General features: G+C 74.6%; 24 protein-coding genes. 18 read left to right on the forward strand and 6 right to left on the reverse strand.

Annotation, left to right across the window (positions count from 1 at the left end; genetic code table 11):
- Positions 1 to 77: 77 nt before the first annotated feature.
- On the forward strand, positions 78 to 962 hold the full coding sequence (locus ACH4J0_RS02245; protein WP_396235779.1) for a YhjD/YihY/BrkB family envelope integrity protein: 885 nt from the start codon (positions 78 to 80) through the stop codon (positions 960 to 962).
- Positions 963 to 1,024: 62 nt separating this feature from the next.
- Here the strand turns inward: ACH4J0_RS02245 and ACH4J0_RS02250 are convergent, their stop codons facing one another.
- Both ACH4J0_RS02250 and ACH4J0_RS02255 read right to left on the reverse strand, forming a co-directional pair.
- Positions 1,025 to 1,483, reverse strand: coding sequence for a hypothetical protein (locus ACH4J0_RS02250; RefSeq protein ID WP_396235780.1), 459 nt, complete (start codon positions 1,481 to 1,483; stop codon positions 1,025 to 1,027).
- Positions 1,480 to 1,917, reverse strand: coding sequence for an STAS domain-containing protein (locus ACH4J0_RS02255; RefSeq protein WP_396235781.1), 438 nt, complete (start codon positions 1,915 to 1,917; stop codon positions 1,480 to 1,482). The genes ACH4J0_RS02250 and ACH4J0_RS02255 overlap by 4 nt, the downstream gene beginning before the upstream one ends.
- A gap of 289 nt (positions 1,918 to 2,206) precedes the next feature.
- On the opposite strand from ACH4J0_RS02255, the gene ACH4J0_RS02260 reads away from it, so the two are divergent.
- The 4 genes from ACH4J0_RS02260 to ACH4J0_RS02275 all read left to right on the forward strand — a co-directional run bounded on the left by ACH4J0_RS02260 (position 2,207) and on the right by ACH4J0_RS02275 (position 5,257).
- Positions 2,207 to 2,560, forward strand: a complete 354-nt coding sequence (locus ACH4J0_RS02260) for a hypothetical protein (RefSeq protein ID WP_396235782.1) — start codon at positions 2,207 to 2,209, stop codon at positions 2,558 to 2,560.
- 245 nt (positions 2,561 to 2,805) lie between these two features.
- Positions 2,806 to 4,449, forward strand: coding sequence for an MFS transporter (locus ACH4J0_RS02265; protein ID WP_396235783.1), 1,644 nt, complete (start codon positions 2,806 to 2,808; stop codon positions 4,447 to 4,449).
- Positions 4,446 to 4,910: a DUF6325 family protein gene (locus ACH4J0_RS02270; protein ID WP_396235784.1), complete on the forward strand. Its 465-nt coding sequence runs from the start codon at positions 4,446 to 4,448 to the stop codon at positions 4,908 to 4,910. Before ACH4J0_RS02265 ends, ACH4J0_RS02270 begins: the two co-directional genes overlap by 4 nt.
- A gap of 50 nt (positions 4,911 to 4,960) precedes the next feature.
- Positions 4,961 to 5,257 carry an SHOCT domain-containing protein gene (locus tag ACH4J0_RS02275; RefSeq protein ID WP_396235785.1) on the forward strand — a complete coding sequence of 99 codons (297 nt, stop codon included), beginning with the start codon at positions 4,961 to 4,963 and terminating at the stop codon, positions 5,255 to 5,257.
- A gap of 90 nt (positions 5,258 to 5,347) precedes the next feature.
- On the opposite strand, the gene ACH4J0_RS02280 is transcribed toward ACH4J0_RS02275, so the two are convergent.
- The 3 genes from ACH4J0_RS02280 to ACH4J0_RS02290 form a co-directional block, all read right to left on the reverse strand.
- Positions 5,348 to 6,697 carry a chloride channel protein gene (locus tag ACH4J0_RS02280; RefSeq protein WP_396235786.1) on the reverse strand — a complete coding sequence of 450 codons (1,350 nt, stop codon included), beginning with the start codon at positions 6,695 to 6,697 and terminating at the stop codon, positions 5,348 to 5,350.
- A 164-nt stretch (positions 6,698 to 6,861) separates the two neighbouring features.
- The gene (locus ACH4J0_RS02285; protein WP_396235787.1) at positions 6,862 to 7,548 is read right to left on the reverse strand and encodes a CBS domain-containing protein; all 687 of its coding nucleotides are present in this window, start codon (positions 7,546 to 7,548) and stop codon (positions 6,862 to 6,864) included.
- Positions 7,545 to 10,277 (reverse strand): GNAT family N-acetyltransferase, encoded by a 2,733-nt coding sequence (locus ACH4J0_RS02290; RefSeq protein WP_396235788.1) that lies wholly within the window; start codon positions 10,275 to 10,277, stop codon positions 7,545 to 7,547. The genes ACH4J0_RS02285 and ACH4J0_RS02290 overlap by 4 nt, the downstream gene beginning before the upstream one ends.
- A 331-nt stretch (positions 10,278 to 10,608) precedes the next feature.
- Between ACH4J0_RS02290 and ACH4J0_RS02295 the strand changes: the two genes are divergently transcribed.
- Both ACH4J0_RS02295 and ACH4J0_RS02300 read left to right on the forward strand, forming a co-directional pair.
- Positions 10,609 to 13,005: a glycoside hydrolase family 65 protein gene (locus ACH4J0_RS02295; RefSeq protein ID WP_396235789.1), complete on the forward strand. Its 2,397-nt coding sequence runs from the start codon at positions 10,609 to 10,611 to the stop codon at positions 13,003 to 13,005.
- Positions 13,006 to 13,045: 40 nt separating this feature from the next.
- Positions 13,046 to 13,645, forward strand: a complete 600-nt coding sequence (locus ACH4J0_RS02300) for a cation transporter (RefSeq protein WP_396235790.1) — start codon at positions 13,046 to 13,048, stop codon at positions 13,643 to 13,645.
- Between the two features lie 21 nt (positions 13,646 to 13,666).
- Here the strand turns inward: ACH4J0_RS02300 and ACH4J0_RS02305 are convergent, their stop codons facing one another.
- Entirely contained in the window at positions 13,667 to 14,284 is a 618-nt protein-coding gene (locus tag ACH4J0_RS02305) for a hypothetical protein (RefSeq protein ID WP_396235791.1), read from the reverse strand.
- 268 nt (positions 14,285 to 14,552) lie between these two features.
- Between ACH4J0_RS02305 and ACH4J0_RS02310 the strand changes: the two genes are divergently transcribed.
- The 11 genes from ACH4J0_RS02310 (at position 14,553) to ACH4J0_RS02360 (ending at position 26,157) form a co-directional block, all read left to right on the forward strand.
- Positions 14,553 to 14,786 carry a DUF1918 domain-containing protein gene (locus ACH4J0_RS02310; RefSeq protein ID WP_396235792.1) on the forward strand — a complete coding sequence of 78 codons (234 nt, stop codon included), beginning with the start codon at positions 14,553 to 14,555 and terminating at the stop codon, positions 14,784 to 14,786.
- A 12-nt stretch (positions 14,787 to 14,798) separates the two neighbouring features.
- Positions 14,799 to 17,342, forward strand: coding sequence for a cation-translocating P-type ATPase (locus tag ACH4J0_RS02315; RefSeq protein WP_396235793.1), 2,544 nt, complete (start codon positions 14,799 to 14,801; stop codon positions 17,340 to 17,342).
- Between the two features lie 481 nt (positions 17,343 to 17,823).
- Entirely contained in the window at positions 17,824 to 18,702 is an 879-nt protein-coding gene (locus tag ACH4J0_RS02320) for a universal stress protein (RefSeq protein WP_396235794.1), read from the forward strand.
- A 520-nt stretch (positions 18,703 to 19,222) separates the two neighbouring features.
- On the forward strand, positions 19,223 to 19,756 hold the full coding sequence (locus tag ACH4J0_RS02325) for a flavodoxin family protein (protein WP_396235795.1): 534 nt from the start codon (positions 19,223 to 19,225) through the stop codon (positions 19,754 to 19,756).
- 259 nt (positions 19,757 to 20,015) lie between these two features.
- On the forward strand, positions 20,016 to 20,255 hold the full coding sequence (locus ACH4J0_RS02330; protein WP_396235796.1) for a hypothetical protein: 240 nt from the start codon (positions 20,016 to 20,018) through the stop codon (positions 20,253 to 20,255).
- A 412-nt stretch (positions 20,256 to 20,667) separates the two neighbouring features.
- The gene (locus ACH4J0_RS02335) at positions 20,668 to 21,114 is read left to right on the forward strand and encodes a PEP/pyruvate-binding domain-containing protein (protein ID WP_396235797.1); all 447 of its coding nucleotides are present in this window, start codon (positions 20,668 to 20,670) and stop codon (positions 21,112 to 21,114) included.
- Positions 21,115 to 21,134: 20 nt separating this feature from the next.
- Entirely contained in the window at positions 21,135 to 21,920 is a 786-nt protein-coding gene (locus tag ACH4J0_RS02340) for a PEP-utilizing enzyme (protein WP_396235798.1), read from the forward strand.
- Positions 21,921 to 22,061: 141 nt separating this feature from the next.
- Positions 22,062 to 22,556 carry a universal stress protein gene (locus ACH4J0_RS02345; protein ID WP_396235799.1) on the forward strand — a complete coding sequence of 165 codons (495 nt, stop codon included), beginning with the start codon at positions 22,062 to 22,064 and terminating at the stop codon, positions 22,554 to 22,556.
- Between the two features lie 217 nt (positions 22,557 to 22,773).
- On the forward strand, positions 22,774 to 23,649 hold the full coding sequence (locus ACH4J0_RS02350) for a universal stress protein (protein ID WP_396235800.1): 876 nt from the start codon (positions 22,774 to 22,776) through the stop codon (positions 23,647 to 23,649).
- A gap of 14 nt (positions 23,650 to 23,663) precedes the next feature.
- Positions 23,664 to 24,365: a helix-turn-helix domain-containing protein gene (locus ACH4J0_RS02355; protein WP_396235801.1), complete on the forward strand. Its 702-nt coding sequence runs from the start codon at positions 23,664 to 23,666 to the stop codon at positions 24,363 to 24,365.
- Between the two features lie 244 nt (positions 24,366 to 24,609).
- On the forward strand, positions 24,610 to 26,157 hold the full coding sequence (locus tag ACH4J0_RS02360) for a Na+/H+ antiporter (protein WP_396235802.1): 1,548 nt from the start codon (positions 24,610 to 24,612) through the stop codon (positions 26,155 to 26,157).
- The last annotated feature ends 40 nt before the right edge of the window (positions 26,158 to 26,197 follow it).

A 26,197-nucleotide genomic window follows, 5' to 3' on the forward strand; every position in this document is an offset into this window, starting at 1 on the left:
CGGAATCCGGGGTCCTCGCGCCGGCGACGAACCGCAGCGGCGGCCGGAGTGCCAGCGTCGATCGGAGGGAGAGCGGAGTGGCGGAGCAAGGTGGTCAGCCTCGCCGCGCCAGGTGGATCCGCTCCGGATCCACCTGGCTGCGGGGGCGGACGGCCACGCTGCGCGACGCCCCGTTCCCGCGCCGGCTGGTGGCACAGCTGATCCACATCCACGTTCTGGACACCGCCACCCGCCTCGCGGCGCAGACCTTCCTGACCGCCGTCCCGGTGCTGTTCGTGCTGGCCGCCTTCATGCCCCACGAGGTGCGCGACAGCGTCTCCGAGTCCCTGCGCACCGTCCTTGGGCTGCGCGGCGCCTCACTCGACGAGGTCAGACAGGTGCTCCACGCCAGCAGCTCACAGACCACCGACGCCTTCGGCACCGTCGGAGTCCTGGTGACCCTGCTCTCGGCCACGAGTTGCAGCCGCGTCCTCCAGCGCCTGTGCGAGCGGAGCTGGCACCTGCCCCATCTCTCGGGACGCCTCGCGGCCTGGCGGTGGCTCGCCTGGCTGTTGATGTGGCTCACCGCCCTGACCGTCCAGGGGCAGGTGCGGTCCGGTTTCGGCGTGGGCGTCGGCCTCGGGATCCTCCTGTACCTGCTCACGGCCGCTCTGCTCTGGTGGTGGACACAGCACCTGCTGCTCGGCGGCCGTGTCCCCTGGCTCCCGCTGCTGCCCGGGGCCGCCCTGACCAGTGCCGCGCTGACGGCGCTCACCTGGGCGTCGCGGCTCTACATCCCCCGCTCGCTGGACCGCAGCGTGACGCAGTTCGGCCCCCTCGGTCTGGTCTTCACCCTGCTCAGCTGGCTCATCGTGGTGTTCACGGCCATCACGCTCGGAATCGGCATCGGGTACGTGGTGGCGTGCCAGGGCCGACTGGCCCGGCTGCTGGCGACTCCGGAGCCGGCCCCGGTGGACGAATGAGGTCCGCGAGACGCGGGCCCGGCCCCTGGCGGGATCGCCGGGGGCCGGGCCCGGAGTCGCGGTCAGGACTTGGGACGCTCCTCCCAGGAGCTCGTCAGATCCTTCCTGGTCGTTCCGGCGCACAGCGCCCAGATGACGAAGGCGTCGATCGCGATCAGGACGACCGCCCAGTAGGGGTAGTAGGGCAGCCACAGGAAGTTGGCGATCATTCCGAGCCCGGCGACGACGACGCCGACGACCCGGGCCCAGACGGCGCCGCTGAACAGCGCCACGCCCGCCAGCACGATGACGATCCCGAGGATCAGGTGGATCCATCCCCATCCCGTGGTGTTCATCGAGTACACGTAGTGCCGGGTGACGACTATCAGGTTGTCCTTGGCGATGCCGGCGATCCCCTCGAAGATCGCCATGGTGCCTCCGGCGATCAGCATGATCGCGGCGAAGACGGTCCACCCGGTCGCGAAGGGGCGGTGTTCGGGTGCCCGGGCGGTGCGGTCCGCCTCGGTGGCGCTGTCGGTCATGACATGGACTCCTTCGGTAGCGGCCGCCTCGCCGGGAACGGGAGGTGGGAGGGACGAGAAGCTGCGTGGAGGGGATCCGTCGGGCCGACGCCCTCCCGGACCCCGGCCGGCTCGGGTGGGGGCTGCAGGAGGTCGGTGAGGCGGAGGAGAGCGAGGATCCGCCCGAACCCCGGCCGGACGCCGCTCAACCGGAACCCGGTGTGGTGGACGCGGCACATCCGGCGGACCTGGAGAAGGGTGTGCACACCGGCGGCGTCGCAGAAGGTGAGGGCCGTGACGTCGAGGTCCAGCCGTTGCGGGCCGGCCGCGAGAGCCCGGACGACGGCGTCGATCACGAGCGGCGCGGTGGCGATGTCGAGCTCGCCCTCCAACGCCACCGACACGGTGCCCTGACACGCCCCGGTCCTGGTGCGCAGTAGGTCGTCGTCTTCCATTGCGACCGCCTCGGAAGCTCAGCTGACGGAGGGACCTCGGTGAGGGAGCCCTGGAACCACCGTAGGACCGGGTCGTCCGGCCGGTCGTGGGCCGCATGGACCCGCAGCCCTGGTCCGTACGGCCTCGTTCGACGCTCCGACCGCGCACGGCAGCGGCGTCGTGACGCTCAGTCCTGCGGACGACCGGCCCCCGGCTCGTGGGCCGGACGGCCCATGGCGCTCCGGCCGCGCCCTGCGAACGTCGTAAGGGAGGGATCGTCCCACCGCGTCCAGCAAGGAGGCGAGACCAATGCCCGGCATCCGCCACCAGGCATCGCGTCCCACCGTCGCACTCGGACCGGCCGAACTCGGACGAGTCGACTGGATCCTGATCGGTTCGTCGATGATCGTCGCCGGCGCGCTCAAGCACGCGCTGTCAGGGGTCGTCGGGATCGCCAAGGAGATGGTGCAACCCGCTCCGCAACCTGCGCCCGCGTCGGTCCGCCCCGCACCAGCCGCCGGCCACGGCGTCGACGAGAGGGACGGATGGATCCTCATCAGCGCCCTGTTCGTCATGACGGCCGCGACGGCCCACGGCATCGCACGCGTCCTGGAGAGCGTCAGGATCGCCGCGCACCCGACGCACCCGCAGGTGCGGGCGTGACGCCCCCGGCACCCGAAGCACGCGACCGGCGTCCCGGGCCCGCACCCGATTGGCCGCCTGGGGCAGCGGCCGCGGTCCGCGCGCGGCGACACTGACCGGGTGGAACCGATGACCGCCGACGCTGTCGCCGACTTCGCCCTCGCGTACGCCGAACGGACCAGCGCCGACCACGCCGCGCTCACCGCCGCGGTCGACGACGGCCGGATCGACGCACGCGCGGGCGTGTGAACCCTTCGGGAGGTGTCGTGAACCGGTGGAGGGCGCTGATCATCCTCGGGATGGCGCAGTTCCTCATGGTGCTGGACGCCTCGGTGATGAACGTGTCGATCAGCCAGCTGGTCACCGACTTCGACACGGAGGTGACGGCGATCCAGGCGGTCATCACCCTCTACACGCTGGTCATGGCCGCCTTCATGATCACGGGCGGCAAACTCGGCGACATGTTCGGGCGCCGCCGGGTGTTCGCCGGCGGTCTCGTGGTCTACGGAGTGGGATCGGCCCTCACCGCCGTCGCGCCCACGCTCTGGGTGCTGGCGCTCGGCTGGTCGGTCATCGAGGGCTTCGGGGCCGCACTGGTCCTCCCCGCTCTCGCCGCCCTGGTGGCGGGCACCTACCGGGGCCGGGACCGCGCGATCGCCTACGGGGTCATCGGCGGCCTCGCCGGTGCCGGGATCGCCGTGGGCCCGCTGCTCGGGGGATGGGTGACCACGTACCTGACCTGGCGTCTGGTGTTCGCCGGTGAGGCCGTGCTCGTGGTGGTCATCCTCCTGCTGATCCGCTGGATCGCGCCACAGCCCGCGCCCGGGAGCCGGCCCCGGCTCGACCTGGGCGGGGTGGTGCTGTCGGTCGCCGGCCTCGCCCTCGTGGTGCTGGCCGTCCTGCAGAGCAGTTCGTGGGGGTGGCTCCAGCCGCGCAACCCCCCTTTCACCGTGTTCGGCTTCTCCCCGACGCTCTTCGTCATCGCTCTCGGCCTCGTCCTCCTCCACCTCTTCCGCCTCTGGGAGGAACACCGGGCGAATCCGCTGGTGCGGTTCAGCCTGTTCGGCATCCCGAGCCTGCGCTCCGGTCTGCTCATGCTCTTCAGTCAGAACGTGATCCTGCTGGGCCTGTTCTTCGCGATCCCGCTCTACCTCCAGGTCGTGCACGGACTGGATGCCTTCCAGACCGGGCTGAGACTGCTGCCCGTGTCGGTCACGATGCTCGTGGCGGCGATGAGCGGCCCCGCGCTGGGCAGGTTCGCGTCCCCGCGGACGGTGGTCCGGGTCGGCCTGCTGGTGCTCTTCGCCGCGACCCTGTGGCTGCTGGGCACCATCAGGCCCGAACTCGACGACTTGTCCTTCGCCCTGGCGATGGCGTTGCTCGGCCTCGGCATGGGTCTGCTCGCCTCCCAGCTGGGCAACATCGTCCAGTCGAGTGTCGGTGAGTCCGACCGAAGCGAGGTCGGGGGGCTGCAGTACACCGCCCAGAACCTCGGCTCGTCCCTGGGCACCGCGCTGATCGGCGCCATCGTGATCGGCGCCCTGGCGGCCGCCTTCACGGCAGCGCTGGCCAAGGACCCGGCGATCTCGGAGGCGGTCCACCAACAGACCGGCATCAGGATCGAGTCGGGGATCAACTTCGTGCCGGCCGACCAGGTCGCCACCGCCCTCGCCAAGACCTCGGTCCCGCCGGAGGAGGCGGACGCGGTGGTCTCGGCGTACCGGACGGCCCAGCTCAACGGCCTGAAGGTGGCCGTTCTGGCCGCCGCCGGCATCACCCTGGCCGGCTTCCCCTTCACCCGCCGGCTGCCCGCCACCCGAACCGGCGACGACCGCGTCCCTGCTCGCACCCGCGGTACGCCCCCGGCGTACCCGGGTGATTCCACCGAACAGCACAAGGAGCTGCCATGAGCGACACCATTGACGAGGAGTTCAACGAAACCGGTCCGATCGACTACCTGATCGTGGAGTTCCCCGGTACCCGTCTGACCGGCGAGGGCATGCCCCTGCTCCTGGACCTGGTCGAGCGGCGCATCATCCGGATCCTGGACCTGACCTTCGTCAGGAAGGAGCCGGACGGCTCGCTGACCGCGCTGGAGCTCGCCGATCTGACCGGCGACGGGCAGCTCGACCTCGCCGTGTTCGAAGGGGCCTCCTCGGGCCTGCTGGGCGATGACGACATCAGCGAGGCGGCCAAGGCCCTGGAACCCGGCAGCTCGGCCGCCGTCCTCGTCTACGAGAACCTCTGGGCCGCTCCGATGGTGGGAGCCCTGCGCCGCGCCGGCGCCCAGCTCGTCGCCAGCGGTCGGATCCCGCTCCAGGACGTCCTGGCGGCTCTGACAGCCGTCGAAGACGCCGGCAGCCCGGTCTGACCGGGCCCGTACGACCCGCACGGACCGAAGCACGACCGAAGGAGGAACCCGTGCCCGGACTGATTCGAGGAGTGGCCCGCACCGCCGTGGTCGCGGGGACGGCGACGGCCGTCTCCAACCGCGTCTCACGGCGGCAGGCCGGCCGGTGGGCCCAGCAGGACGCACAGGCCGCCGCCTACCAGGAACCGCCACCGGCGGCTCCCTACCAGTCACCGCCGCCGGCCGCCGCTCCCAGCAGCACCGACGACACGATCGCCCAGCTCCAGAAGCTCGGCGCCCTCAAGGAGCAGGGCGTGCTGACCGAGGCCGAGTTCGCCGCCCAGAAGGCGAAGATCCTCGGTACCTGACCTGTCACGGGCCGGGGCGTCGCTTCGCCCCGGTCCGTGGTCCCCGGCACGAACGCCCCGAGCAGCACCGGCCCGCGTGCTCCGTCCCCTTCAGCCCCGAGCCGCGGGGGCGGTCGCTCCCGCGCCGCTCGGACCGATCCGCAGTGTCAGGACGTAGGCGACCACCACCGAGACGATCACCAGCGGCATGACGGTGAGCCCGTCGGTCCCCAGCAGCAGGGTCGCGAGCAGCACCGAGGTCATCGGCAGCCTCAGCAGCGCGACGCTCATGGCACCGATCCCCGCCGCGAACGCGACGGTGAGCGGCAGGCCCGTCATGTGGGAGAGGGCCGTGCCCCCGGCCGCCCCCACGAACATCGCCGGGAACACCGACCCGCCCCGGAAGGCGCTGAGCGAGGCGCAGTAGGCCAGTCCCTTGCAGGCGACGAGCAGGACCAGGGCAGCGACCGAATAGCCCGCATGACCCGTCAGCAGCGGGTCCATCGCGCCCTGTCCGGAGTAGAGCACCTCGTCCGCGCCCTTGCCGGTGGCCTCGGCGTACGCGATGGCGCACCCGGCGACCACCAGGCCCGTCACCACCGTCGCGGGCACCCTGCGCCGCTCGACCCGCGCCCGGAGCAGGATGGCCAACCAGCGGATACCGGCGCCCAACAGGGCCGCAGCCACCCCGATCACCAGCGCCCAGCCGAACTCCGGGAGGTCGGGTCGGTCCGCGTGCGGCACGTTCGTCAGCGCCAGGGAGTAGGTGCCGAGACCGGTCCAGCTGCCGAGACCGAGGAAGACCAGGGAACCGATACCGGCGGCGAGCAGGCCGGGGACCAGCACTGTCCCCATCATCGGGCCCCCGAGCCCCGAGGCCTCCATCAGCAGGAAGGCGCCGAGCAGCGGCGACCCCAGCAGCGTGCTGACGGCCGCGAAGCTACCGGCGGCCCCGACGACGGCGACGACCGGCGGGGCGACGTCCCGGCCGGGCCGCTTGACGGCCAGCACCGCCAGCCCGCCGCCCAGGGCGATCAGCGGCGCCTCCGGCCCCAGGACCGCGCCCAGGCCGAGGGTGGCCAGCGCGGCGAGGAACACTCCCGGTAGCTCGATCGCGCTCGGGGCGCCCGTGGCCGCCAGACCCGCGGTCGGTTCGTGCCCGCCGGTTCCGGGGAGGTGGCGGACGGTCGCGCCGACCAGCAGCCCGGCGACGCCGAGCAGCGGCAGCGGCCACCAGGGCGGTGTCCCGTGGAAGCCCAGCGCCTTCGGCAGCTCCGTGTAGGTCGCCGACTGCAGTCTGGCGACCAGGGCGAGGAAGCCGTAGGCCGCGGCCGAGATCAGCACCCCGAGGACGGCCGCCAGCGCCAGCAGCTTCAGGTAGCCGGAGGTGCGGACGAGCGCCGCCGGATCCGGTGGCTCCGCGCCGGCTGCCGGGGACCGGTGGTCGGCCGACAAGCGCATCGCCCTCCTCGGCGCCGGTCTGCGGGTGGACACGCGGCGGCGGCCGCGTCCCCGACGTCTATCACGCAGCGGCCGCCACCGCGGGACGATCCGGACGCAACCGGTCGGTGCTGCGCCGAGCCCCACCCGATCGGCCCACCGCCGCAGCCCTGGTGTCCGCGTCGTCAGCGGCCGGGCGCCGGATCGATGTCGTCCAGGTCCCAGGTGAGGTGGTCGGCCAGCGCCCTGAGTCCGTCGATGCGGGCGATCTGGAGGCAGAGTGCGGCGGCGGCGCTGCGGGTGCGGGTGCGGCCGGTGATCGAGAGCAGGCCGCGTTCGCAGCGGACGTGCAGGGAGGCCGGGACGACTCCGCTGCCGGGGGTGAGGGCGAGGGTGAGCGCCTCGGAGCGGACGGCCTCGTCGTCGCGGCGCAGGGCGTCGAGCAGGTCGTGGGTGGACAGCAGGCCGGTCAGGCGGCCGTCGGCATCCACGACGGGCAGGTGGTGCAGGGAGTGCTCGGCGACCAGGGCCACCGCTTCGGTGACGCTCGTGTGCTCGGTGACGTCGACGGCTGGGGCGGTCATGAGGTCGCGCGCGAGCAGTTCCCGCCGCGGGTCCTGCTCGGCGTGGGCGGCGAGCAGGTCGGACGCGGCGACCACACCGGTGACGGTGCCGTCGGCGCCCACCACGGGCACGATGCCCCGCCGGGAGGCGCTCAGCACGGCGGCGATGGTGGCGAAGTCGGTGCCGGGGGTGACGGCGACGGCAGCGTGGCTCATGCAGTCGCGGACCCGGGTGCGAACGGGCGGGCGTGCGGGCTCGACAGCCGGGAAGGTGTCGGCCGGTGTGCCGTCGAGGATGCTGTGCTTCATGGTGGTTCCTCCCCCTCGACGGCCGCCGGGCGGCGCAGCCGTCGCAGATAGGGGTCGAAGGACGGCCTGCGTTCGAGGCGGACCCGGGCGTCCACGCAGAGTGCGCCGTCGGGGCGGAGGATGACGGGGTTGAGCTCCGCCTCGACGAGTTCCGGGAAGTCGTCGGCGAGCCTGGAGAGCCGGGCGAGGACGGACCGTACGGCGGCGAGGTCGACGGGCGGCGCCCCGCCGTTGCCCAACAGCAGTGGCGCGCTGCGCAGTTCGGTGATCATGGTGCTCAGGTCGCGTTCGCTCAGCGGGGCGAGCCGGGCCACCCGGTCGGCCAGGACGTCGGCGGCGGTGCCGCCCAGGCCGAGGACGATCAGCGGGCCGAACACCTGGTCCTGCACGACTCCCGCGAGCAGCTCGACGCCGGGCGCGGCCATCGGCTGGACCACCGCTCCGGCCAGGTCCGGGCCGAACCTTCCCGCGAACTCCCGGTACGCGGCGCGCACTTCGGACTCGCCGGCCAGCCCGGTGCGCACCGCGCCCGCGGCACTCTTGTGCACCTGACCGGGCCAGTAGGCCTTCAGGGCCACCTTCCCCTCGTGCCCGAGGCTGCGCAGTCCGTTCGCTGCGACGACCGCCGTGTGTTCGTCGCGGGCCCAGACGGTCGTGGTCAGCGGCAGCCCGTAGGCCTCCATCAGGTCGGCGGTGGACAGCGGGTCGAGCCAGCCGCCCCCGGGACGGGCGGTGAGGTAGCCGTCCACCACACTGCGCGCGGCACCCCGGTCGCAGTCCGGGGCGTCGGCCTGCGGCGAGAACGGCTCCGCGAGCCAGCGGGCGCGGTCCCGGGCGTGGGCGAGGGCGCGGGCGGCGGAGAGGCTGTCGGAGTAGGCCGGGAGACTGCCGCCGTCGGCGCAGCCGCGGTACCGGACGGGCACCTGCTGGTCGAGCAGTACGGCCGCGATCGGGACGCGGCGCCGGGCCGGGCCCTCCAGGAGGGCGCGCGCCGGGTCCTGGCCCGGGGTCTCGCACAGCGCCGTCGGAGCGATGCACACCAGAATGGCGTCGACGGCCTCCTCGCGCTCCAACGCGTGCAGGAACAGCGCGAGTTCGGTTGAGCGAACCGCCGCCGTGGTGTCCACCGGGTTGCGGACGGAGGCACCGGGCGGGAGCAGGTCCGCGAGCTCGGCGGGGAGTTCGGGCAGGACCAGCCCTGCCTCGGCGCAGGCGTCGGCGGCCAGGATGCCGATGCCGCCCGCGTTGGACACCACGGCGACCGCGCCGCGCGGGGCCGGCAGCGGCTGGGCGTGCAACAGGGCAGCCACCTCGACGAGTTCCTCGATGCTGCGGGTCGCGGTGATGCCGGCCTGGCGGAACAGCGCCTCCCGGGTGACGGTGGGGGTGGCGGCGGCCGCGGTGTGCGAGGCGGCGCCCCGGCGGCCCGCGGTGGAGCGCCCGGCGTCGACGGTCAGCACCGGGATGGTCCGGGTGACCCGGCGGGCGGTACGGGCGAAGGCGCGCGGATTGCCGAAGGACTCCAGGTGGAGCAGCGCGAGGTCGGTCCGGCCGTCCGCCTCCCACCACTGCAACAGGTCGTTGCCGCTGACGTCGTACTTGTCGCCGAGCGAGACGAAGCTCGACACCCCGATGCCCAGCCAGGCCAGCCGCTGAAGCAGCGCGATCCCCACGCCGCCGCTCTGCACCGCCACTCCCGCGCTGCCCGGCCTCGGGAAGGCACCGCCGAACTCGGCGTCCAGCCGGACGGCGGGATCGGTCTGGGCCGTGCCGAGGCTGTTCGGCCCGACCAGGCGCATGCTGTGCCGGCGGCAGGCCCGCACCAGCCCGCGCGCCTCCTCCGCCCCGAGGCCGGAGGTGAGCACCACCAGCGCCCGGACTCCGGCTGTCCCGCACTCCTCGGCCACCGCGGGGACGGCTCCCGCCGGTACGGCCAGCACCGCGAGGTCGGGCACGGCGGGCAGCGCGCGGACCGAGGGGTACGCGGGCCGGCCGTCGATCTCCCCGGCGTGCGGGTTGACCGCCCAGACCTCGCCCGCGAAGCCGCCCCGCCGGATCTTCCCGAGGACGGTCCGCCCGACCGAGCCCGCCCGACGGGACGCCCCGACCACCGCCACCGAGGCGGGGCGCAGCAGCGCCGTCAGGCTCGCGACGTCGGCGCGGCGGCCGCGTTCGTCCACGGCCGAGCGGTAGCGCTCGCCGTTCTCGTCGTCCAACGGCACCCGGATCCTGACCTCGCCCTGGGCGTAACGGCGCTCGACCGGCAGCCCGAGGTCGGCGAAGACCCGGTGCACGGCCCGGTTGCCGAACAGGGTGTCGGCCTCGAAGAAGCGGATGCCGGCGGCCCGGGCGGCGTGCACCAGGTGTTCCAGCAGCAGGGTGGCCGCACCCCGGCCGTGCCAGCGGTCGGCCACCGAAAGGGCCAGCTCGGCGGTCTCCGGCGGCTGGTCCAGCAGCTCGCAGTCCGCCTCACCGACCAGTTCGTCCCCCGCCCAGGCTCCGAGTGCCAGCAGACCCGGCCTCGGTGTGCAGAGCCGGTCGGCGGCCTGCGCGGGCGCGTTGCGGCTCACTCCGAAGAAGCGCATCCGGCGGCTCTCCTCGGACATCCCTTCGGCGTGCAGGCCGAGCACCGCTCGATGGTCGTCCGGGCCGAGCCGGCGGAGTTCGACGGTGGTGCCGTCGGCCAGCAGGGCCTCGGCGGTGTTCCGTGCCGGGTGGACGGTGGACATGGCGCCTCCTCGGCGGTCACCGTGCTACCCCTCCAGCCTCCGCACGCGCCGCCCGCGACGGGAGGGCCGACCGGCCCCGACCGGCCCGCCGAACGGCGTTGCGGCGGGTCCCGCAGAGGGACGGGCTGGTGACGGGACCGCTCGCCGCTCGACCGCCCGGTGCGCAGCCCCCGGCGCCGACCGGGATCCTGCCGAGGGGGGCGCCGGCCGGCGGCTCGCGCAGGGCTCCTCGCCCGCGCACCGGGCGGTCCGGTGGCCGACCCGGGCAGCGGGCGGCACGGCGGCGCGGTGCGCAGACTGGAGGCAGGCCACTCGGCACGGAGGTCGCGTCGTGGCAGCAGACCCGCCGGCGGGGTACCCGGACATGCCGGACCCGTGGACACTCCGCTACCAGGGCTTCTACCCTGCCGAGGAGGGGCTGCGCGAGGCCCTGTGCGCGGTCGGCAACGGCTACCTGGTCAGCAGGGGCGCCGCGCCGGAGTCCGTCGCGGACGGCGTCCACTACCCGGGGACCTACCTGGCCGGCTGCTACGACAGGGCCGAGTCGACGGTCGCCGGGCGGACGGTCACCAACGAGGACCTGGTCAACTGCCCGAACTGGCTGCCGCTGACCTTCCGTCCGGCGGACGGCGAGTGGTTCGCCGGGCCGCCCGCCGAGCAGACCGTGGAACTGGACCTGCTCCGGGGCCTGCTGACCCGAGGCGCGCTGGTGGTGGATGCGCGGGGGCGGCGGACCCGCCTGGTGCAGCGCCGCCTCGCCAGCCAGGCCCGGCCGCACCTGCTCGTACTGGAGAGCACCTTCACGCCGGAGAACTGGTCCGGCCCGCTGGAGGTCCGCTCGGCCCTGGACGGCGACGTCGCCAACACCGGCGTCCTGCGCTACCGGGGGCTCACCGAGCGCCATCTCGTCCCGGCCGGTCAGGGGGTGGACGAAACGGGTCTGCTCTGGCTGGAGGCCGAGGCCGCCGTCTCCCCGTTGCGGATCGCCCTGTGCGCCCGGACGAGTACGGAGCGCGCTGCGCGGGTGAGCACCGAGTGCCGCGAGGGCTGGGCGGCCCACCACCTCACCCTGGACACCGAACAGGGCCGCCCCGTCACCGTGACGAAGACCGTCGCGGTACACACCTCCCGGGACCGGGCGATCGAGACCCCGCTGCGCGCCTCCCGCCAACTCGCCGCCGAAGCGGGGAGCTTCGACGAGCTGCTGGCCGAACACGCGCTGCGCTGGACGGAGTTGTGGCGGCGCTGCCGGATCGAGGCGGACTTCGACGGCGCCGGCCCGCTGCACCTGAACCTGTTCCACCTCCTGCAGACGTACTCCGAGCACTCCGTCGACCTGGACGTCGGCATCCCGGCGCGCGGGCTGCACGGCGAGGCGTACCGCGGACACGTGTTCTGGGACGAGCTCTTCGTACTGCGGCTTCTCAACCTGCGCTTCCCGGAACTGGCCCGTGCGGTCCTGCGCTACCGCCACCGACGCCTCGACGCCGCCCGCCGCCAGGCCCGTGAACTCGGCCTGCGCGGGGCGGCCTACCCGTGGCAGAGCGCCGCCGACGGCCGGGAGGAGTCCCAGCAGCTGCACCTCAACCCGCTGTCCGGCCGCTGGCTGCCCGACCACAGCCACCTCCAGCGGCACGTCGGCTCGGCCGTCGCGTACAACATCTGGCAGTACTACCAGTCCACCGGGGACCGTGACTTCCTGGCCACGGCGGGAGCCGAGACGCTGCTGGAGATCGCCCGCTTCTGGTCCTCGGCCGCCGTCCACGACCGCTCCCACGGGCACTGGTCGGTCCGGGGCGTGCTCGGCCCCGACGAGTACCACGACGCCTACCCCTGGGCGGCCCGGCCCGGCCTGGACGACAACGCCTACACCAACGTGCTGGCCTCGTGGGTGCTGGCCCGGGCCCAGGACGCCCTGGACGCCCTGCCCGGCTACCGCCGCGACGAGCTGCGCGAACGCCTCGCCCTGGACGACCTGGAGCTGGAGCGCTGGCAGGACGTCGGCCGGCACCTCAACGTCCCCTTCCACGACGGCGTGTTGAGCCAGTTCGACGGGTACGAGCGGCTGGCCGAACTCGACTGGGAGGGCTACCGGCGCCGCTACCCCGACCTGCGCCGGCTCGACCGGATCCTGGAGGCCGAGGGCGACACCGTCAACCGCTACAAGGCCTCCAAACAGGCCGACGCGCTCATGCTCTGGTTCCTGTTCTCCGCCCGCGAGGTCCGCGACCTGCTGCGGCGCCTCGGTCACCCGGCCGGCCACGAGCTGCTGCACCGCACCACCGACTACTACCTGCGGCGCACCGTGCACGGCTCGACGCTGAGCTCCGTGGTGCACGCCTGGGTGCTCACCCGCTCCGACCGCCGCGCCTCCTGGCACCACTTCCGCGACGCCCTGGTGGCGGACCTCCGCGACAGCCAGCACGGCACCACGGCGGAGGGCGTCCACCTCGGCGCCATGGCGGGCGCGGTCGACCTGCTGCAACGCTGCTACACCGGCCTGGAGGTCCGCGAGGACGCCCTCTGGCTCGACCCCCGCCTGCCGTCCGCCCTCGGCCGCCTGGAACTGGACCTGCGCTACCGGGGCCACTGGGGCCTGACGATCGCCGTCGACCGCAGGACGGTCACGGTGACCCTGCGCGAGGACCGCCAGGAACCGGTCCGGATCCGCCTGCGCGGCACCGAGGCGACGATCCGGCCCGGCGAGACCCTACGATTCCACCTCTGACGCACACCGGGGCCGCGGGCGGCTCTGGGAGAATCCGGCGGTGAACACCGTGAACGAGACCTCGCGCCAGACCCTTCTCCGGAGGGGTTTCGCCCTCGAGTACGCCACCCTGGCCTGGAACGTGATCGGCATCGTGGTCCTCGCGGTCGCCGCGGTCAACGCCCGTTCGGTCGCGCTGGCCGGCTTCGGCCTGGACTCCCTGATCGAGATCGGCGCCTCCACCGTCGTGGTCTGGGAGCTCTCCGGCACCGGAGAGGACCGGCAGAAGCGGGCGCTGAAGCTGATCGGGACCGGCTTCGCGCTTCTCGGCCTCTACCTTCTCGCACAGTCCACCGTCGTCCTGGTCAGCGGCTTCCACCCCCACCACTCCCCCCTCGGCATCGCCTGGACCGCCGTCACCGCCGCCGTGATGTTCGCCCTGGCCTACGGCAAGGCGCGCACCGGCGCCGCCCTGGACAACCCCGTCCTCAGGACCGAGGGCCGGGTCACGCTCATCGACGGCCTGCTCGCCGCGGCGGTCCTGCTCGGCCTGGTCCTCAACAGCGCCCTCGGCTGGTGGTGGGCCGACCCCGCCGCCGGCTACGTGCTGGTCTACTACGCCGCCCGCGAGGTCCGCGAGATCTTCTTCGGCGATCACTGAGCCCCGGAGCACCTCGCGTCGCTACCGCCGCCCGGACCAACGCGGCTCCACCTGCTCCCAGGCGGCCTCCCAGCCCTTCTCCGCCCGCCGCTCCAGCGCGTGGCGGCGCAGCGCGAAGACGCCCTCCGCGCCGAAACCGAGCACGGCCACCGTGCCGAAGCCGACGAGCGCCGCGTCGGTGAGGACCAGATCGGCCGACTTGGGCGCACCGATGGGGTTTCCGGCGTCGTTCACTCCGACCTGGACGGCCGTCCCGGCGAGGGTGCCGTCCGGCACGGGCACGCTCCCGGTGCCGGGCCCGACGGGGTACGCCCAACGGGCGGGGGCGTACTCCCGCACCCCGCCCGCGCGCGCGTTGACCGACAGCGCCGGGCCCGTGGTGACCGCCGTGACGACGTGCCGGTGCCGAGCGGTCTGCTGGGCGGTGTGCGTCTCGGCGCGGAACACGAGCAGGGCCGCGACCGCGGCCACGACCAGCGTGCCGAGCATCGCCAGCGCCAGCCCCGTCACCAGGCGGCTGTACGCCCGGTCGAGCGGGCGGCAGAGCGGGCTGTGGTCCCGGCCGGTCGCCCGGCGGACGTGCCGGCGCAGTGACGTGTGCGAGGACGGGTGCGTGGGCGTGGTGACTGTGGCGGACATGTCGCGCCTCCTCCGTACCGGGGTGGCAGGGGCTCCCGTGCATCAGTCTCCCGAGCGGACTCCGGTCGGCCGAGGGCCTGACGGCCCCGGTAGGGGGCCCCGAGGGGCAGTCCGTGGCGGGTCACTCGTCCCCGGTGGACCGGCCGGGGCCGGCGGACCCGGCCCCGAGGACCGATCGGCCCCTGCCGGGCCTTCCCGTCGGTGGTGCCATGGGAGTACGGACGGCCGGGGCGCGCCCCGGCCCGGCTACCGGACCAGGGAGGACGGCATGGAAGCCGCCGTGGGAGACCGCATCATCGTCCAGGGCACCCGGCCGGGCGCGGCCCGCAGGGACGGCGAGATCGTCGGCCTGCACCACGCGGACGGCAGCCCGCCGTACGACGTGCGCTGGTCCGACGACGGCCGGGTGACCGAGTACTTCCCCGGCCCGGACGCCCGGATCCACCACTACCGGCACGAGGACGTGGCGGTCCCGCCCCACCCCCGCCTCTTCGCGGACTGACGGGCCGAGGTCGTGGCCGTCGCCGCCCGCGGCCCGACGCGCGGCCTGAGCGCCGCCGAGGCCGCCCGTCGGCTCGCCGAGCACGGCCCCAACGAGGTCGCGGGCGACCGGCGGGTGGCGCTGTGGGCCCGGGTGGGCGCGCAGCTGCGCGATCCCCTGATCATCGTGCTGCTCGCGGCCGTCGCCCTGACGCTGGCCATCGGCGACCACCCGGACGCGGTGGTCATCGCCCTGGTGGTCGTGGTCAACACGGCCGTGGGAGTGGTCCAGGAGGTCCGGGCGGAGAGCGCCGTCGCCGCCCTGTCCCGGCTCTCCGCACCCGCCGCGCGCGTGCTGCGCGACGGCGAGCAGCGCAAGGTCCCCTCGACCGGGATCGTTCCGGGCGATGTGGTGGCCCTCGCCGAGGGCGACATCGTTCCGGCCGACGCGCGGCTGGTCGAGGCGGCGGCCCTGCTCCTCGACGAGTCGATGCTGACCGGCGAGTCCCTGCCGGTGGCCAAGACGGTGGGAACCGGTGCACCGGGGGACGAGACGGTTCGGGCGGGGACGGTCGTGCTGAGGGGCAGGGCGCTCGCCGTGGTCACCACCACCGGAGCGGAGAGCGCGCTGGGCCGGATCGCCGCGCTGCTGCGGCCCCGGCCCGAACCCACCCCGCTCCAGCGGAGGTTGGCCGCACTGGGGCGGGTGCTGGCCGCCGTGGCGGTCGGGCTGTGCGCGGTGGTCTTCGTCCTCGGATTGCTGCGGCACCAGCCGCCGGGCGAGATGGGGGTGACGGCGATCAGCCTGGCGGTCGCCGCCGTGCCGGAGTCGCTGCCCGCGGTCGTCACGCTCGCGCTGGCCCTGGGCGCGCGCCGGATGGCGGCCCGGCACGCCGTCGTCCGGCGGCTGCCCGCCGTGGAGACGCTCGGCTCGGTCTCGGTGCTGGCGACGGACAAGACCGGCACCCTCACCGAGGGCCGGATGGTCGTCGAGCGGCTCTGGACGCCGCACTCGACGGCCGTCGTGACCGGCATCGGGTACGGACCGGCCGGTGGGATCACGCTCGACGGAACCGCCGAGGACGAGGTGCGAGAGCTGCTCACCGCCGCCGCGCTGTGCAACGACGCCGCGCTGCGGCCGCCGACGGGCGGGGACGGCCAGTGGGCAGCGCTCGGCGATCCCACCGAGGCCGCCCTGCTGACGGCCGCCGGCAAGACCGGGCTGGATCCCGAACGGCTCCGGGCGGCCTGCCCCCGCGCCGCTGAGGCGCCGTTCGACAGCCTGCGCAAGCGGATGACCACCGTTCACCGGACCCCCGGCGGCGGAGGACTGCTGGCCTGCCTCAAGGGCGCGCCGGAGGCCGTCCTCGACCCCGACGTCCTGGCAGAGCCCCCGGAGCTGCTGGAGCGCGCGCGGAACGCGTCCGCCGGTCTCGCCGCCGAGGGCTACCGGGTGCTCGCCCTGGCCGATCGGCACCTCGACCACCTCCCCGAACCGCCGCAGGAGGCCGAGCACGGACTGCGACTGCTCGGTCTGGCCGCGCTCGCCGACCCGCCCAAGCCCGCCGCGGCCGCCACCCTGTCCGCCTGCCGCCGGGCCGGCATCCTGCCCGTCCTGGTCACCGGCGACCATCCGGCCACCGCCCGGGCCCTGGCCGTCCGGGTCGGGCTGCTGGAGGCGTCCGCCGGGCCCGAGGCCGTGGTGAGCGGGCAGGTGTCGGCCGAGGTCGCCGACCTCACCCGGGTGCGGGTGTTCGCCCGCACCGACCCCCGGCACAAGCTCGACATCGTCCAGGCCTGGCGCGCCCGTGGCGCCGTCACCGCGATGACCGGCGACGGCGTCAACGACGGCCCGGCCCTGCGGCAGGCGGACATCGGCGTGGCCATGGGCCGGCGCGGCACCGAGGTCGCCCGGCAGGCCGCCGACCTGGTCCTCGCCGACGACGAACTCGCCACCGTGGTCGGCGCGGTGGCGGAGGGGCGCCGGGTCTACGACAACATCCGCCGCTTCCTGGTGTACGGGCTCGCCGGCGGCGCGGCCGAGATCCTGGTGATGCTGGCCGGTCCGCTGTTCGGCCTGGCCCTGCCGCTGCGGGCGGGCCAGATCCTCTGGATCAACCTGCTCACCCACGGCCTCACCGGCGTCGCCATGGGCGCGGAACCGCTCTCCCCCGGCGCGATGGCCCGGCCCCCGCGACCGCCGCGCCAGCACATCCTCGGCGCCGGGGTCTGGCAGCGCGTGCTGTTGCTCGGCCTGGTGGTCGCCGCCGCGTCACTCTGCGCGGCGCTCCGGGCCCACGGCGGCGAAGGCCCGTGGCAGACCGTGCTGTTCCTCGCCCTGCTGGCCGCCCAGCTCGGTGTCGTGCTGGGCCTGCGCGAACGCCTGCTGACCCGCGCGAACCCGTTCCTGCCGTTGGCCGTACTCACCTCGGCCGCGCTCGGGACGGCCGCCCTCTACCTGCCGTTCCTGCGCGAGGTGCTGGACACCGTTCCGCTGTCCTGGGGCGACCTCGCCGCGCCCGCCGTCGCCGGCCTCGTCGGGTTCGCGACGGCCCGGCTCCGCAAGCGAGGGATCTGACGCCGTGTCGAGCCCCCTGGTCACCGATCCGTACGAGGTGACGACGGCCCTGTCCTACCCGCGGGAGGCACGACCGCACGGGCCGCACTCAACCTGTTCGTCAGGAATCCGCCTCCCGGACGCGGCTGCCCGGTCGCGGCCGGGGTTGCTCGGCGGGGCTCAGTAGGGAAGCCGGCGGCCGGACGGCGTCCGCAGGTCCAGTGACGGGGCCTCGTGGGGGTGGGTCGGCCGGGCGACGACCTCGATCCGGACCGTCGTGGCCACCTCCTCGTCCGGTACGGCTTCCCGTTCGGCTCGACTTCAAGCCTTCCGTCGGCGGCACCCGGGCCCCAGGGCCCGACGGGTCGACCCGCGCCGCCGACCGGGGGTGCGGCGGACGGGGCCGACGGGCGCGGAGCCCAGGGCCGGTCGGCCCTCACGACGGGAGCCGGGCCTGCCTAGCGTGAGGGCGGGGCCCGGTCCGCGCACCCGAGGAGGAGCCATGACATCCGAGATCCACCGCAGCGGGAACCGCACCGTCGTCCTCGGCATCGACGCGCGCGGCACCGGCAGCATGACCGCTTCCTGGGCCGCCGACGAGGCCGCCCGGCGTGGCCTGCCGCTGCGGCTGGTGCACGCCGTCCCGTCGGTGTACGGCGAGTTCCACCCCTTCGACCACGGCCGCTACCGCAAGGCCCTGGTCGAGCGCGCCGAACAGGCACTCGACCGAGCTGCCGCCGTGGCCTGGGACCGGCACCCGGCCCTCGCGCTGACCACGGACCTCGCCGAGGGCCTCCCGGCCCCGGTCCTGTGCCGGGAGTCCCGCCAGGCCGCGCTCGTCGTCCTCGGTTCCCGTCGACTCGGCCGGGCCGCGGAGGCGATGAGCGCCTACTCGGTGGCCGTCCCGGTGAGCGCCCAGGCGCACTGCCCGGTGGCCGTCGTCCGCGACCCCGAACACACCAGCCAGGACCCCCCGTACGTCGTGCTCGGCGTGGACGGCAGCCCCTCCTCGGAGGCCGCCATCGACTTCGCCTTCGACCTGGCCGCCGAGCGGCGGGCCGCCCTGCGCGTCCTGCGGGTCTGGCACCGCCCGCCGGTCGGCGGCCTCGACGACCACGCCACCGTCCAGGCCCTCCGGCGGCTGCTCTTCGAGTGCACCGCGGGCCGGCACGACCGCTATCCCGACGTCACGGTCACCCACGAGCTGGTGCACGGCCACGCGGTCGAGGAACTCGGCATCGCCTCCGAGCACGCCCTCGCCGTGGTCGTCGGTCGCCGCGGCAGCGGCGGCTTCACCGGCATGCGCCTCGGCTCCGTTCCCCACGGCCTGCTGCACCGCGCCAACTGCCCGGTCATCACCGTTCCCGCCTCGCGGCGCTGAGCCGACGCTGAACTTCCACGCGGCCGACGGTGCCCGCCGTACCGGGTCGAAGCGTGTCGCATCGCCGGATCCACCTCCTGCTACGTGAGGTGACGCCGCGATCGCATCGAGCGATCGTCGGCGTGTCGCCGCCGACGACACGCTCACCGACACCGCCACCGTCAGCGGAGTCGGCGACGGCACCGCGACCGCCACCGACCCCACCGTCATCGGCCCCTGGAACGACCATCACCACTGGTGACCGCGGCGAGTGGCCGCACCGCCACCACCGCGGCTGAGGACACCGCACGCGGCCGACCACGAACGGCGACGGCGCGGGACTCCTGGCCGGGCCTCCCGCGCCCTCCCCAGGAGCGGCGGGCCGACACCAGGAGCGGCAGGCGGCCATGCCGCAGTGCGCACCCCCGGTCTGCCCCGGGACGCTCGGCGCAGGTCCGTCCGGCCACCCGGTCCGGGCCGTTCGACCCGTGCCACGCGGGTGCTCCCGAGGTCAGCCTGGGGGTGACGAAAGGTGGAGACCATGCACACCGTGATCGTGTACGAGAGCATGTACGGCAACACCCGCGAGATCGCCGAGGCGATAGCCGAGGGCGTCCACCAGGCCGACCCGGCGGCCGCCGTGGACTGCCTGCCGGTGGCAGAGGCCAGCACGGAGACCACCCGCTCCGCGGACCTGCTGGTGGTGGGCGGACCGACCCACATGCACGGCATGTCCTCCGGGCTCAGCCGGCGGATGGCCGTCGCCACCGAGGCGCACAAGCAGGGCCGTGAGGCGGCCGCGGCCGAGGCGCGGGAGAACGCCGAGGGGCCGGGTCTGCGGGCCTGGTTCCACGACCTGCCGCAGACCGAACCCGGCACCTACGCCGCCGCGTTCGACACCCGGGTCGACATGCCCCGGGCCGGTGGCGCTGCCCACGGCATCGCCCGCCGGCTCTCCAGCCACCACTACGACGTGGTCGCCGAACCCGAGGGCTTCATCGTGGAGGACAACGACGGCCCGCTCCGCGCCGGCGAGCTCGACCGCGCCCGCGCCTGGGGCGCGAAGCTGGTCTGACCGCGTTCGGGAGAGTCGGTCCGGCGGCCACGGCCCGGGCGCGCGGCAGCCGCTGTTCGCCCGGGACGAAGCCCTGGGGGACCCGCCCCGGGGACGGCTCCCGACCTGACCGCCCAGCGCTCCCGCACGCCGTGGGTGGGATCCGGACGAACTCGGCCCAGGACCGATCGGCCCCACCGCCGAGGGCGTTCAGCCACTGCCCCGGACGGCAGCCGCCCGGAAGGCTGGTCACCGGGGAATCCGACAGGAGGTGGCGGCCATGATGGCAGCACTGTTCAGGGCCCTCGGGCTGATCGCCGGCCGGCACCACCGGCCGGCCCGCACCGACCGGGCCGAGTGCCCGGACCCACCGCCGACGGTCACCTGGGAGGAGGCCGAGCGGCTCATCACGGCCGCCCTGCTGGGCGGGCTGATCGACCGGGCCGAGTACCGGGACCACCTCGCGCTGCTGGCGGAGGTGGAGGACGCCCGCAGCCCGCTGCGGCTGCCGCAACCGTGACGTCCGGCGTCCGGCGTCCGGGGGAGGACGTGATGACAGCCACCGGCGAACACGCGGCCGCCGAGATGGTCGCGCACGCCCACCGGATCTCCGCGGAGCACGGCCGCCGGACCCGGTGAGCGCCCCCCGGACCCGGTGGTCGTCCTCGTGCAGGTACGCGCGCCCGGCACCGCCGCCCACGCCGTGCGCAAGGCCCTCGCTCACACCTGACCGCCGGCTGGGCCGTCCGGGTAGGGCCCCCGGTTCGTGCCTGCCGGACCGGGCCGATCGGCCCTTCCGGGACGACCGACCGGACCTGCGTCCGGAGGCGTCCGCCCCTGGGCGCGACCGCGCGCCCAGGCGGACAGTGGCAGGGACGGAGGCCCCGGCGCGTCCCGCGCCGGGCCACCGCGAGCGCGCCCGGAGGCAGCCAATGCGCCGTACCATCCGCTTGCACGACCTCGGCCGGGAGGACGTCGGCCTGGTCGGCGGCAAGAACGCCTCGCTCGGCGAGCTGATCAACGGTCTCGGCTCCGCCGGGGTGCGGGTGCCGGACGGCTTCGCCACCACCGCCGACGCCTACCGCGAACTGCTCGACAGCGGCGGCCTGCGCGAGCGGATCGCCGAGCAGGTCGACCGGCTGCACGGGGGCGCCCCGCTGCCCGAGGTCGGCGCCGCGATCCGCTCGGCCGTGCTGGACACTCCGCTGCCCAGCGGGCTCGCCCGGGACGTCCTGGCGGCGTACGGGCACCTCGCCCGCGGAGCCGGGCACACGGACCCCGACGTCGCGGTGCGCAGCAGCGCCACCGCGGAGGACCTGCCGGAGGCAAGCTTCGCCGGTCAGCAGGGCACGGCGAGGTCCTGCGCCGCTTCCGGCTGACCGGTACGGGCGAGCGGCTGGTGGACGGCATCGCGGTGGGCGAGGCGGTCGGCGCCGGACCGGTGCGCGCGCTGGCCGAGCCGGTCGGGCTGGAGCGCTTCCCGCAGGGCGCCGTGCTGGTCACGGAGATCACCGACCCGGACTGGGAGCCGCTGATGAAGCGGGCCGCCGCGATCGTCACCGACCACGGCGGGCGCACCTCGCACGCCGCGATCGTCAGCCGGGAGCTCGGCGTGCCGGCGGTGGTCGGCACCGGCTCGGCGACGGCCGTGCTGGCCGACGGCCGGGAGGTCACGGTCTCCTGCGCCGAGGGCGCGGAGGGCCACGTCTACGCGGGCCGGGTTCCGTACGAGGCGACCGAGACCGACCTCGGCTCGCTCCCCGCCACCCGGACCCAGGTGATGCTCAACCTGGCCGACCCCGGCGCGGCCTTCCGCTGGTGGCGCCTGCCGACGGACGGCGTGGGCCTGGCCCGTACCGAGTTCGTGGTCGCCCACCAGGTGCGCGTCCACCCGATGGCTCTGGTCCACCCCGAGCGGCTGTCCGCCGAGGACCGGCGGCTGGTGGACGAGCTGACGTACGGCTACCCGGACCGCACCGACTACTTCGTCGACCGACTCGCCCACGGCGTGGCCCGGATCGCCGCCTCCCGCTGGCCGGATCCGGTGGTGGTGCGCACCAGCGACTTCAAGACCAACGAGTACGCCCGGCTGGTCGGCGGCGCGCCCTTCGAACCGACCGAGGCCAACCCGATGATCGGCCCCGCCGTGAAGCGCTCGGTGGCCTCGGCCGAGGCAGCGAGCTGACGGAGCACTCCGCCCCCTCGCACCGCCACCGCGCGACGGACGGGGGATCATGGGAGTCAGCCGGGGACCCGCGCCCCGCTTTCTCCCGTGCCCGCTGAGCTCGGCGACGCCGCAGCCAGGTCACGCATCCAGGAGGTCATCGTGAACACCACTCCCGCACCGGGTCCCGTCGGTCCGATCGTGGTCGGGACGGACGGTTCGGAGCCCTCCCGCCGGGCCGTGCTCTTCGCTCTGCGCGAGGCGCAGCTGCGCGGGGTCGCCGTGCGCGCCGTCTGCGCCTACGGCGGCGGACACCCCGAGCCGTCGAGCCGTGCCATGACGGGCTGGAGCACTGCGGGCGCCGTGCCGTCGCCAAATCTGCACGATGCCGTCGCCCGCGAGGTGGCCGACTCGGTCGAGGAGCTGCGCCGACAGGCGGGCGAGCCGTACGTGGAGGTCGAGGTCCTCTGCGAGCGCGGCCGGCCCACCCAGGTCCTGCTGGAGGCGAGCCAGGACGCCACCATGCTGGTGATGGGAACCCGCGGCGCCGGTTTCTGGGGCCGACTCGCGCTCGGCTCGACCAGCACCGAGGTCATCCACCACGCCCACCTGCCCGTCGTCGTCGTGCCGCCCGAACCCGATCACTCGACCGGGTGATCCGGCGCCCGCCCGGGCGGGACGGTCGGACCTCCGCGGCCGTCCTGGGCAGGCCGGCCCACCACAGCGGTCACCCCGGACCGGCAGGGCCCACCCGCCCGCCGTACCGGACCGACCGGCCCTGCCGCGCACGGACGGCGGCGGCCGACGATGGGGGTGTCGAGGCTCCGCACAGAGCCGGTGAGGGCGCCGGCCGGGGCCGTCGAAGGAGTCTGCGATGAACGGCTTCGAAACCCGCCGCCCCGTGATCGTGGGCGTCGACCGGTCCGAGGCGAGCCACTGGGCCGTGCGCTGGGCGGCGGACGAAGCAGCCGAACGCCATCTGCCGCTGCGGCTGCTGCACGCGCAGGAGTGGCCGGTCGACCGGGCCTCCGACCGGGCCTCCGACGGGGCGGACCACCCCTGGGCGATCGGGCTGCGGGCCGCCGGGGAAGCGGTGCTGGACACCGCCCGGCTGCTGGCGGCCGAGCGGCACCCCGAGCTGGAGACCACGTCCGAACTGGCCCAGGGCCGGCCGGTGCGAGTGCTGCGCGAGGCCGCCGACGCGGCCGCGCAACTCGATCTCGGCGTCCGCCGGTCGAGCGGGGCGCACTCCGCCCTGCCGATCGCCTCCAAGGGCGCTTCGCTGGCCGGCCACCTGAACTGCCCTCTCGCCCTCGTCCCCGAACCCAGCGACGGCACCTCCGGCGCCGGGCCGGTCGTGGTCGGCGTGGACGGCTCACCGGCGTCCCGGGCCGCTATCGGCTTCGCCTTCGAGGAGGCGTCGATCCGCGGCACCGACGTGCTGGCCGTGGAGGTCCGGCGCCCGACCGAGGTGGGCCGGCCCGAGCTGACCGGGGAGTCCCTGACGGATCTGTCCGAGTCGCTGGCCGGCTGGCGGAAGAAGTACCCGGACGTCCGGGTGCGGCGTGAGGTGCTCACCGGCTCCCCCGCTCCGATGCTGGCCGCCGTGGCGACCCGCGCCCGGTGCCTGGTCATCGGCAGCCGGGGCCTGGGCGGATTCCGCGGCCTGCTCTTCGGCTCCACCGGCCGCGCCCTGGTCCACCGCTGCACCGTGCCGCTGGTGATCGTCCCGAACGGCGCCCCGGCCTGACCATGGAGATCGTCATGAAGACCAACGACGGACGTACCGTCACGCCCGACCCGGGCGACCTCGGCCGCCGGGTGGCCCACCGCCGTACCCGGCTCGGCCTCACCCGCGAACTGGTGGCCGAGCGCAGCGGCCTGGACGCCGGATTCGTCGCCTACCTGGAGACCCACCCCGTCCCGGTCGACGTCACACCCCTCACCCGGCTCGCCGACGCGCTCGGCACCACCGTCACCGACCTGCTCGGCGGCGGGCGCGAGGAGCCGCCGGGCCGGGCCCCGGCCGACACCCGGGTGCGGACCGAGGAGTTGGACCCGGCGGCCTGCTGGACCAGGCTCAGCCCCGGCGGCGTCGGACGGGTGATCCTGGCGGCGCCGCGCGGGCTGGTGGCGCTGCCCGTCAACTACCGGGTGCTGGACGCCACCATCCTCTACCGCACCGAACCGGACGGCACCCTCGCCCACGCTGCGGACAGCGAAGTCGCCTTCGAGGTCGACCAGTTGGACGAGGTGTTCGCCACCGGCTGGAGCGTGCTGGTGAACGGCACCGTCTCGGTCGTCTCCGACGAGGAGGCCGTGCGCTGGTTCGAGCGGCACTCCGACCCCGGCCCCTGGGCGGGCGGCACCCGGGACACCTGGATGCGGATCCGGCCCACCGGGATCAGCGGCCGCAGCATCCGCCCGGAAGGCCCTGCGGTCATCGACTCCGGATCGGGAGAATGATCATCACCACGGCCGCGGAACCGCGCGTCCTCGTGGTCGGCGACGGCTTCGCTCAAGGGCGCGTCGCGCGTTACGGCCGCCTGACCTGCCCCGGCTCCACCTCCCGGGTCTGACACCCCTGCCCACCCCGCAAATAAGCCGATAAGATGCCCATTGGTGTGCCGGGAAGTCTGGTCGGCTCGGGGGATGACTGCGGCGATCGGGCTTCAGCGACCCCGGTGGTCGCGATGGGTCGTTTCTGCAGATGCACGCCGTGGGAATCGTTCTCGTTCTGGTGGTTCTGGCCACGACCGTGGCCACGTTCGCCCGACGGTGGCGGATACCCGCTCCCTCGCTGCTGGTGCTGGCCGGCATCGGCGTCGCACTCGTACCCGGAGTGCCCGCGCTGCACGTGCCGCCCCAGGCCATCGCCCTGGTGGTGCTGCCGCCGCTGCTGTACTCCTCCGCCGAGGAGCTGTCCCTGCGCGACCTGCGCGCCGTGTGGCGGCCGGTGACGATCCTCTCCTTCGGACTGGTCTTCGCCTCCGCCGCCGCCGTGGGCTTCGCCGCCGTCTCGCTCGCCGGGCTGCCGCCCGCGATGGCCTTCGTCCTGGGCGCCGTCCTGTCCAGCACCGACCCGGTGGCCGTCACCGCGCTCGGCCGCCGCCTGGCACTCCCGAGCCGGGTCCAGGTCCTCGTCCAGGCCGAAAGCCTCTTCAACGACGCCACCTCACTCGTCCTCTTCAAGGTCGCCGTCGGCATCGCCGTCGCCTCTGGAGGCAGCGTGGACCTGTCCGGCGCAGGCGGGGAGCTCCTGCTGCTCGGCGGAGGCGGCAGCCTGGTCGGCGCCGCCGTCGCCGGCCTCGTTTGGCTGGTGCGCCGCCGCACCACCGACCCGGTCCTGGAGACCGTGATCGCCCTCGTCACCCCGTACGCGGCGTACGTGCTCGCGGAGTCCGCCCACACCTCCGGCGTCACCTCAGTCGTGGTCGCGGGCGTCCTCCTGGGCCGCTCCGGTCACCGCCTCACCGACGCCCACATCCGCCTCCAGCTGGGCGCCGTGTACGCCGTGGTGGTGTTCCTGCTGGAGAGCGTCGTCTTCTCCATCGTCGGGCTCGAACTCCCCACTCTTGTCCGCGACCTGCCCGTCGGCACCGGATGGTGGCCGCTGCAGGCGCTCGCCCTGGCCGCCCTGCTCATCGCCGTCCGGGTGCTGTGGACCCTCCCGCTGACCCGTGCGGTCAGACCCACTCGCGGCCGGCTGTCGTGGCGGGTCGCCGGAGTGGTCACCTGGGCCGGCACCCGGGGCGTCATGCCGCTGGCCGCCGCCCTCTCCATTCCGCTCCTCGCCGACAGCGGCGCACCGCTCGCCGGACGTCCGCTCGTCCTGGTCCTCACCACCTCGGTCGTCGTGTTCACCCTGGTCGTCCAAGGCCTCACCCTGGCCGCCGTGGTCAACCGGTCCGGGCTCGCCCTCGAACCCGAACACACCGCCCGCGAGGAGGACGACGCCCGCGACGCCCTCAACCGCGCCGCCCTCGACCACGTCGAGCACCTGGCCGAGTTGGAGGCGATCCCGGAGACCGCCATCGACCGCGTCCGCCGCGGCCTCACCGCCCGCCTCGACCACGCCCACGAGACCCCCGACGGCACCACCGCCGACGCCGCCCACCGCCAGCTGCGCCGCGAGGTCATCGCCGTGCAGAACACCGAGCTGCGCCGCCTCTACGAGGAACACCGCATCAGCGACACCACCCTGCGCGCACTCCAGCGCGACCTCGACCTGGAGGAGGCCGCCCTCGGCGGAACGTGACTCCCGCCGGTCCCGGGGACGCGCAGGGTCGCCGTCGGCA

This window comes from Kitasatospora sp. NPDC017646 (assembly GCF_044329365.1).
Taxonomy (GTDB): domain Bacteria; phylum Actinomycetota; class Actinomycetes; order Streptomycetales; family Streptomycetaceae; genus Kitasatospora.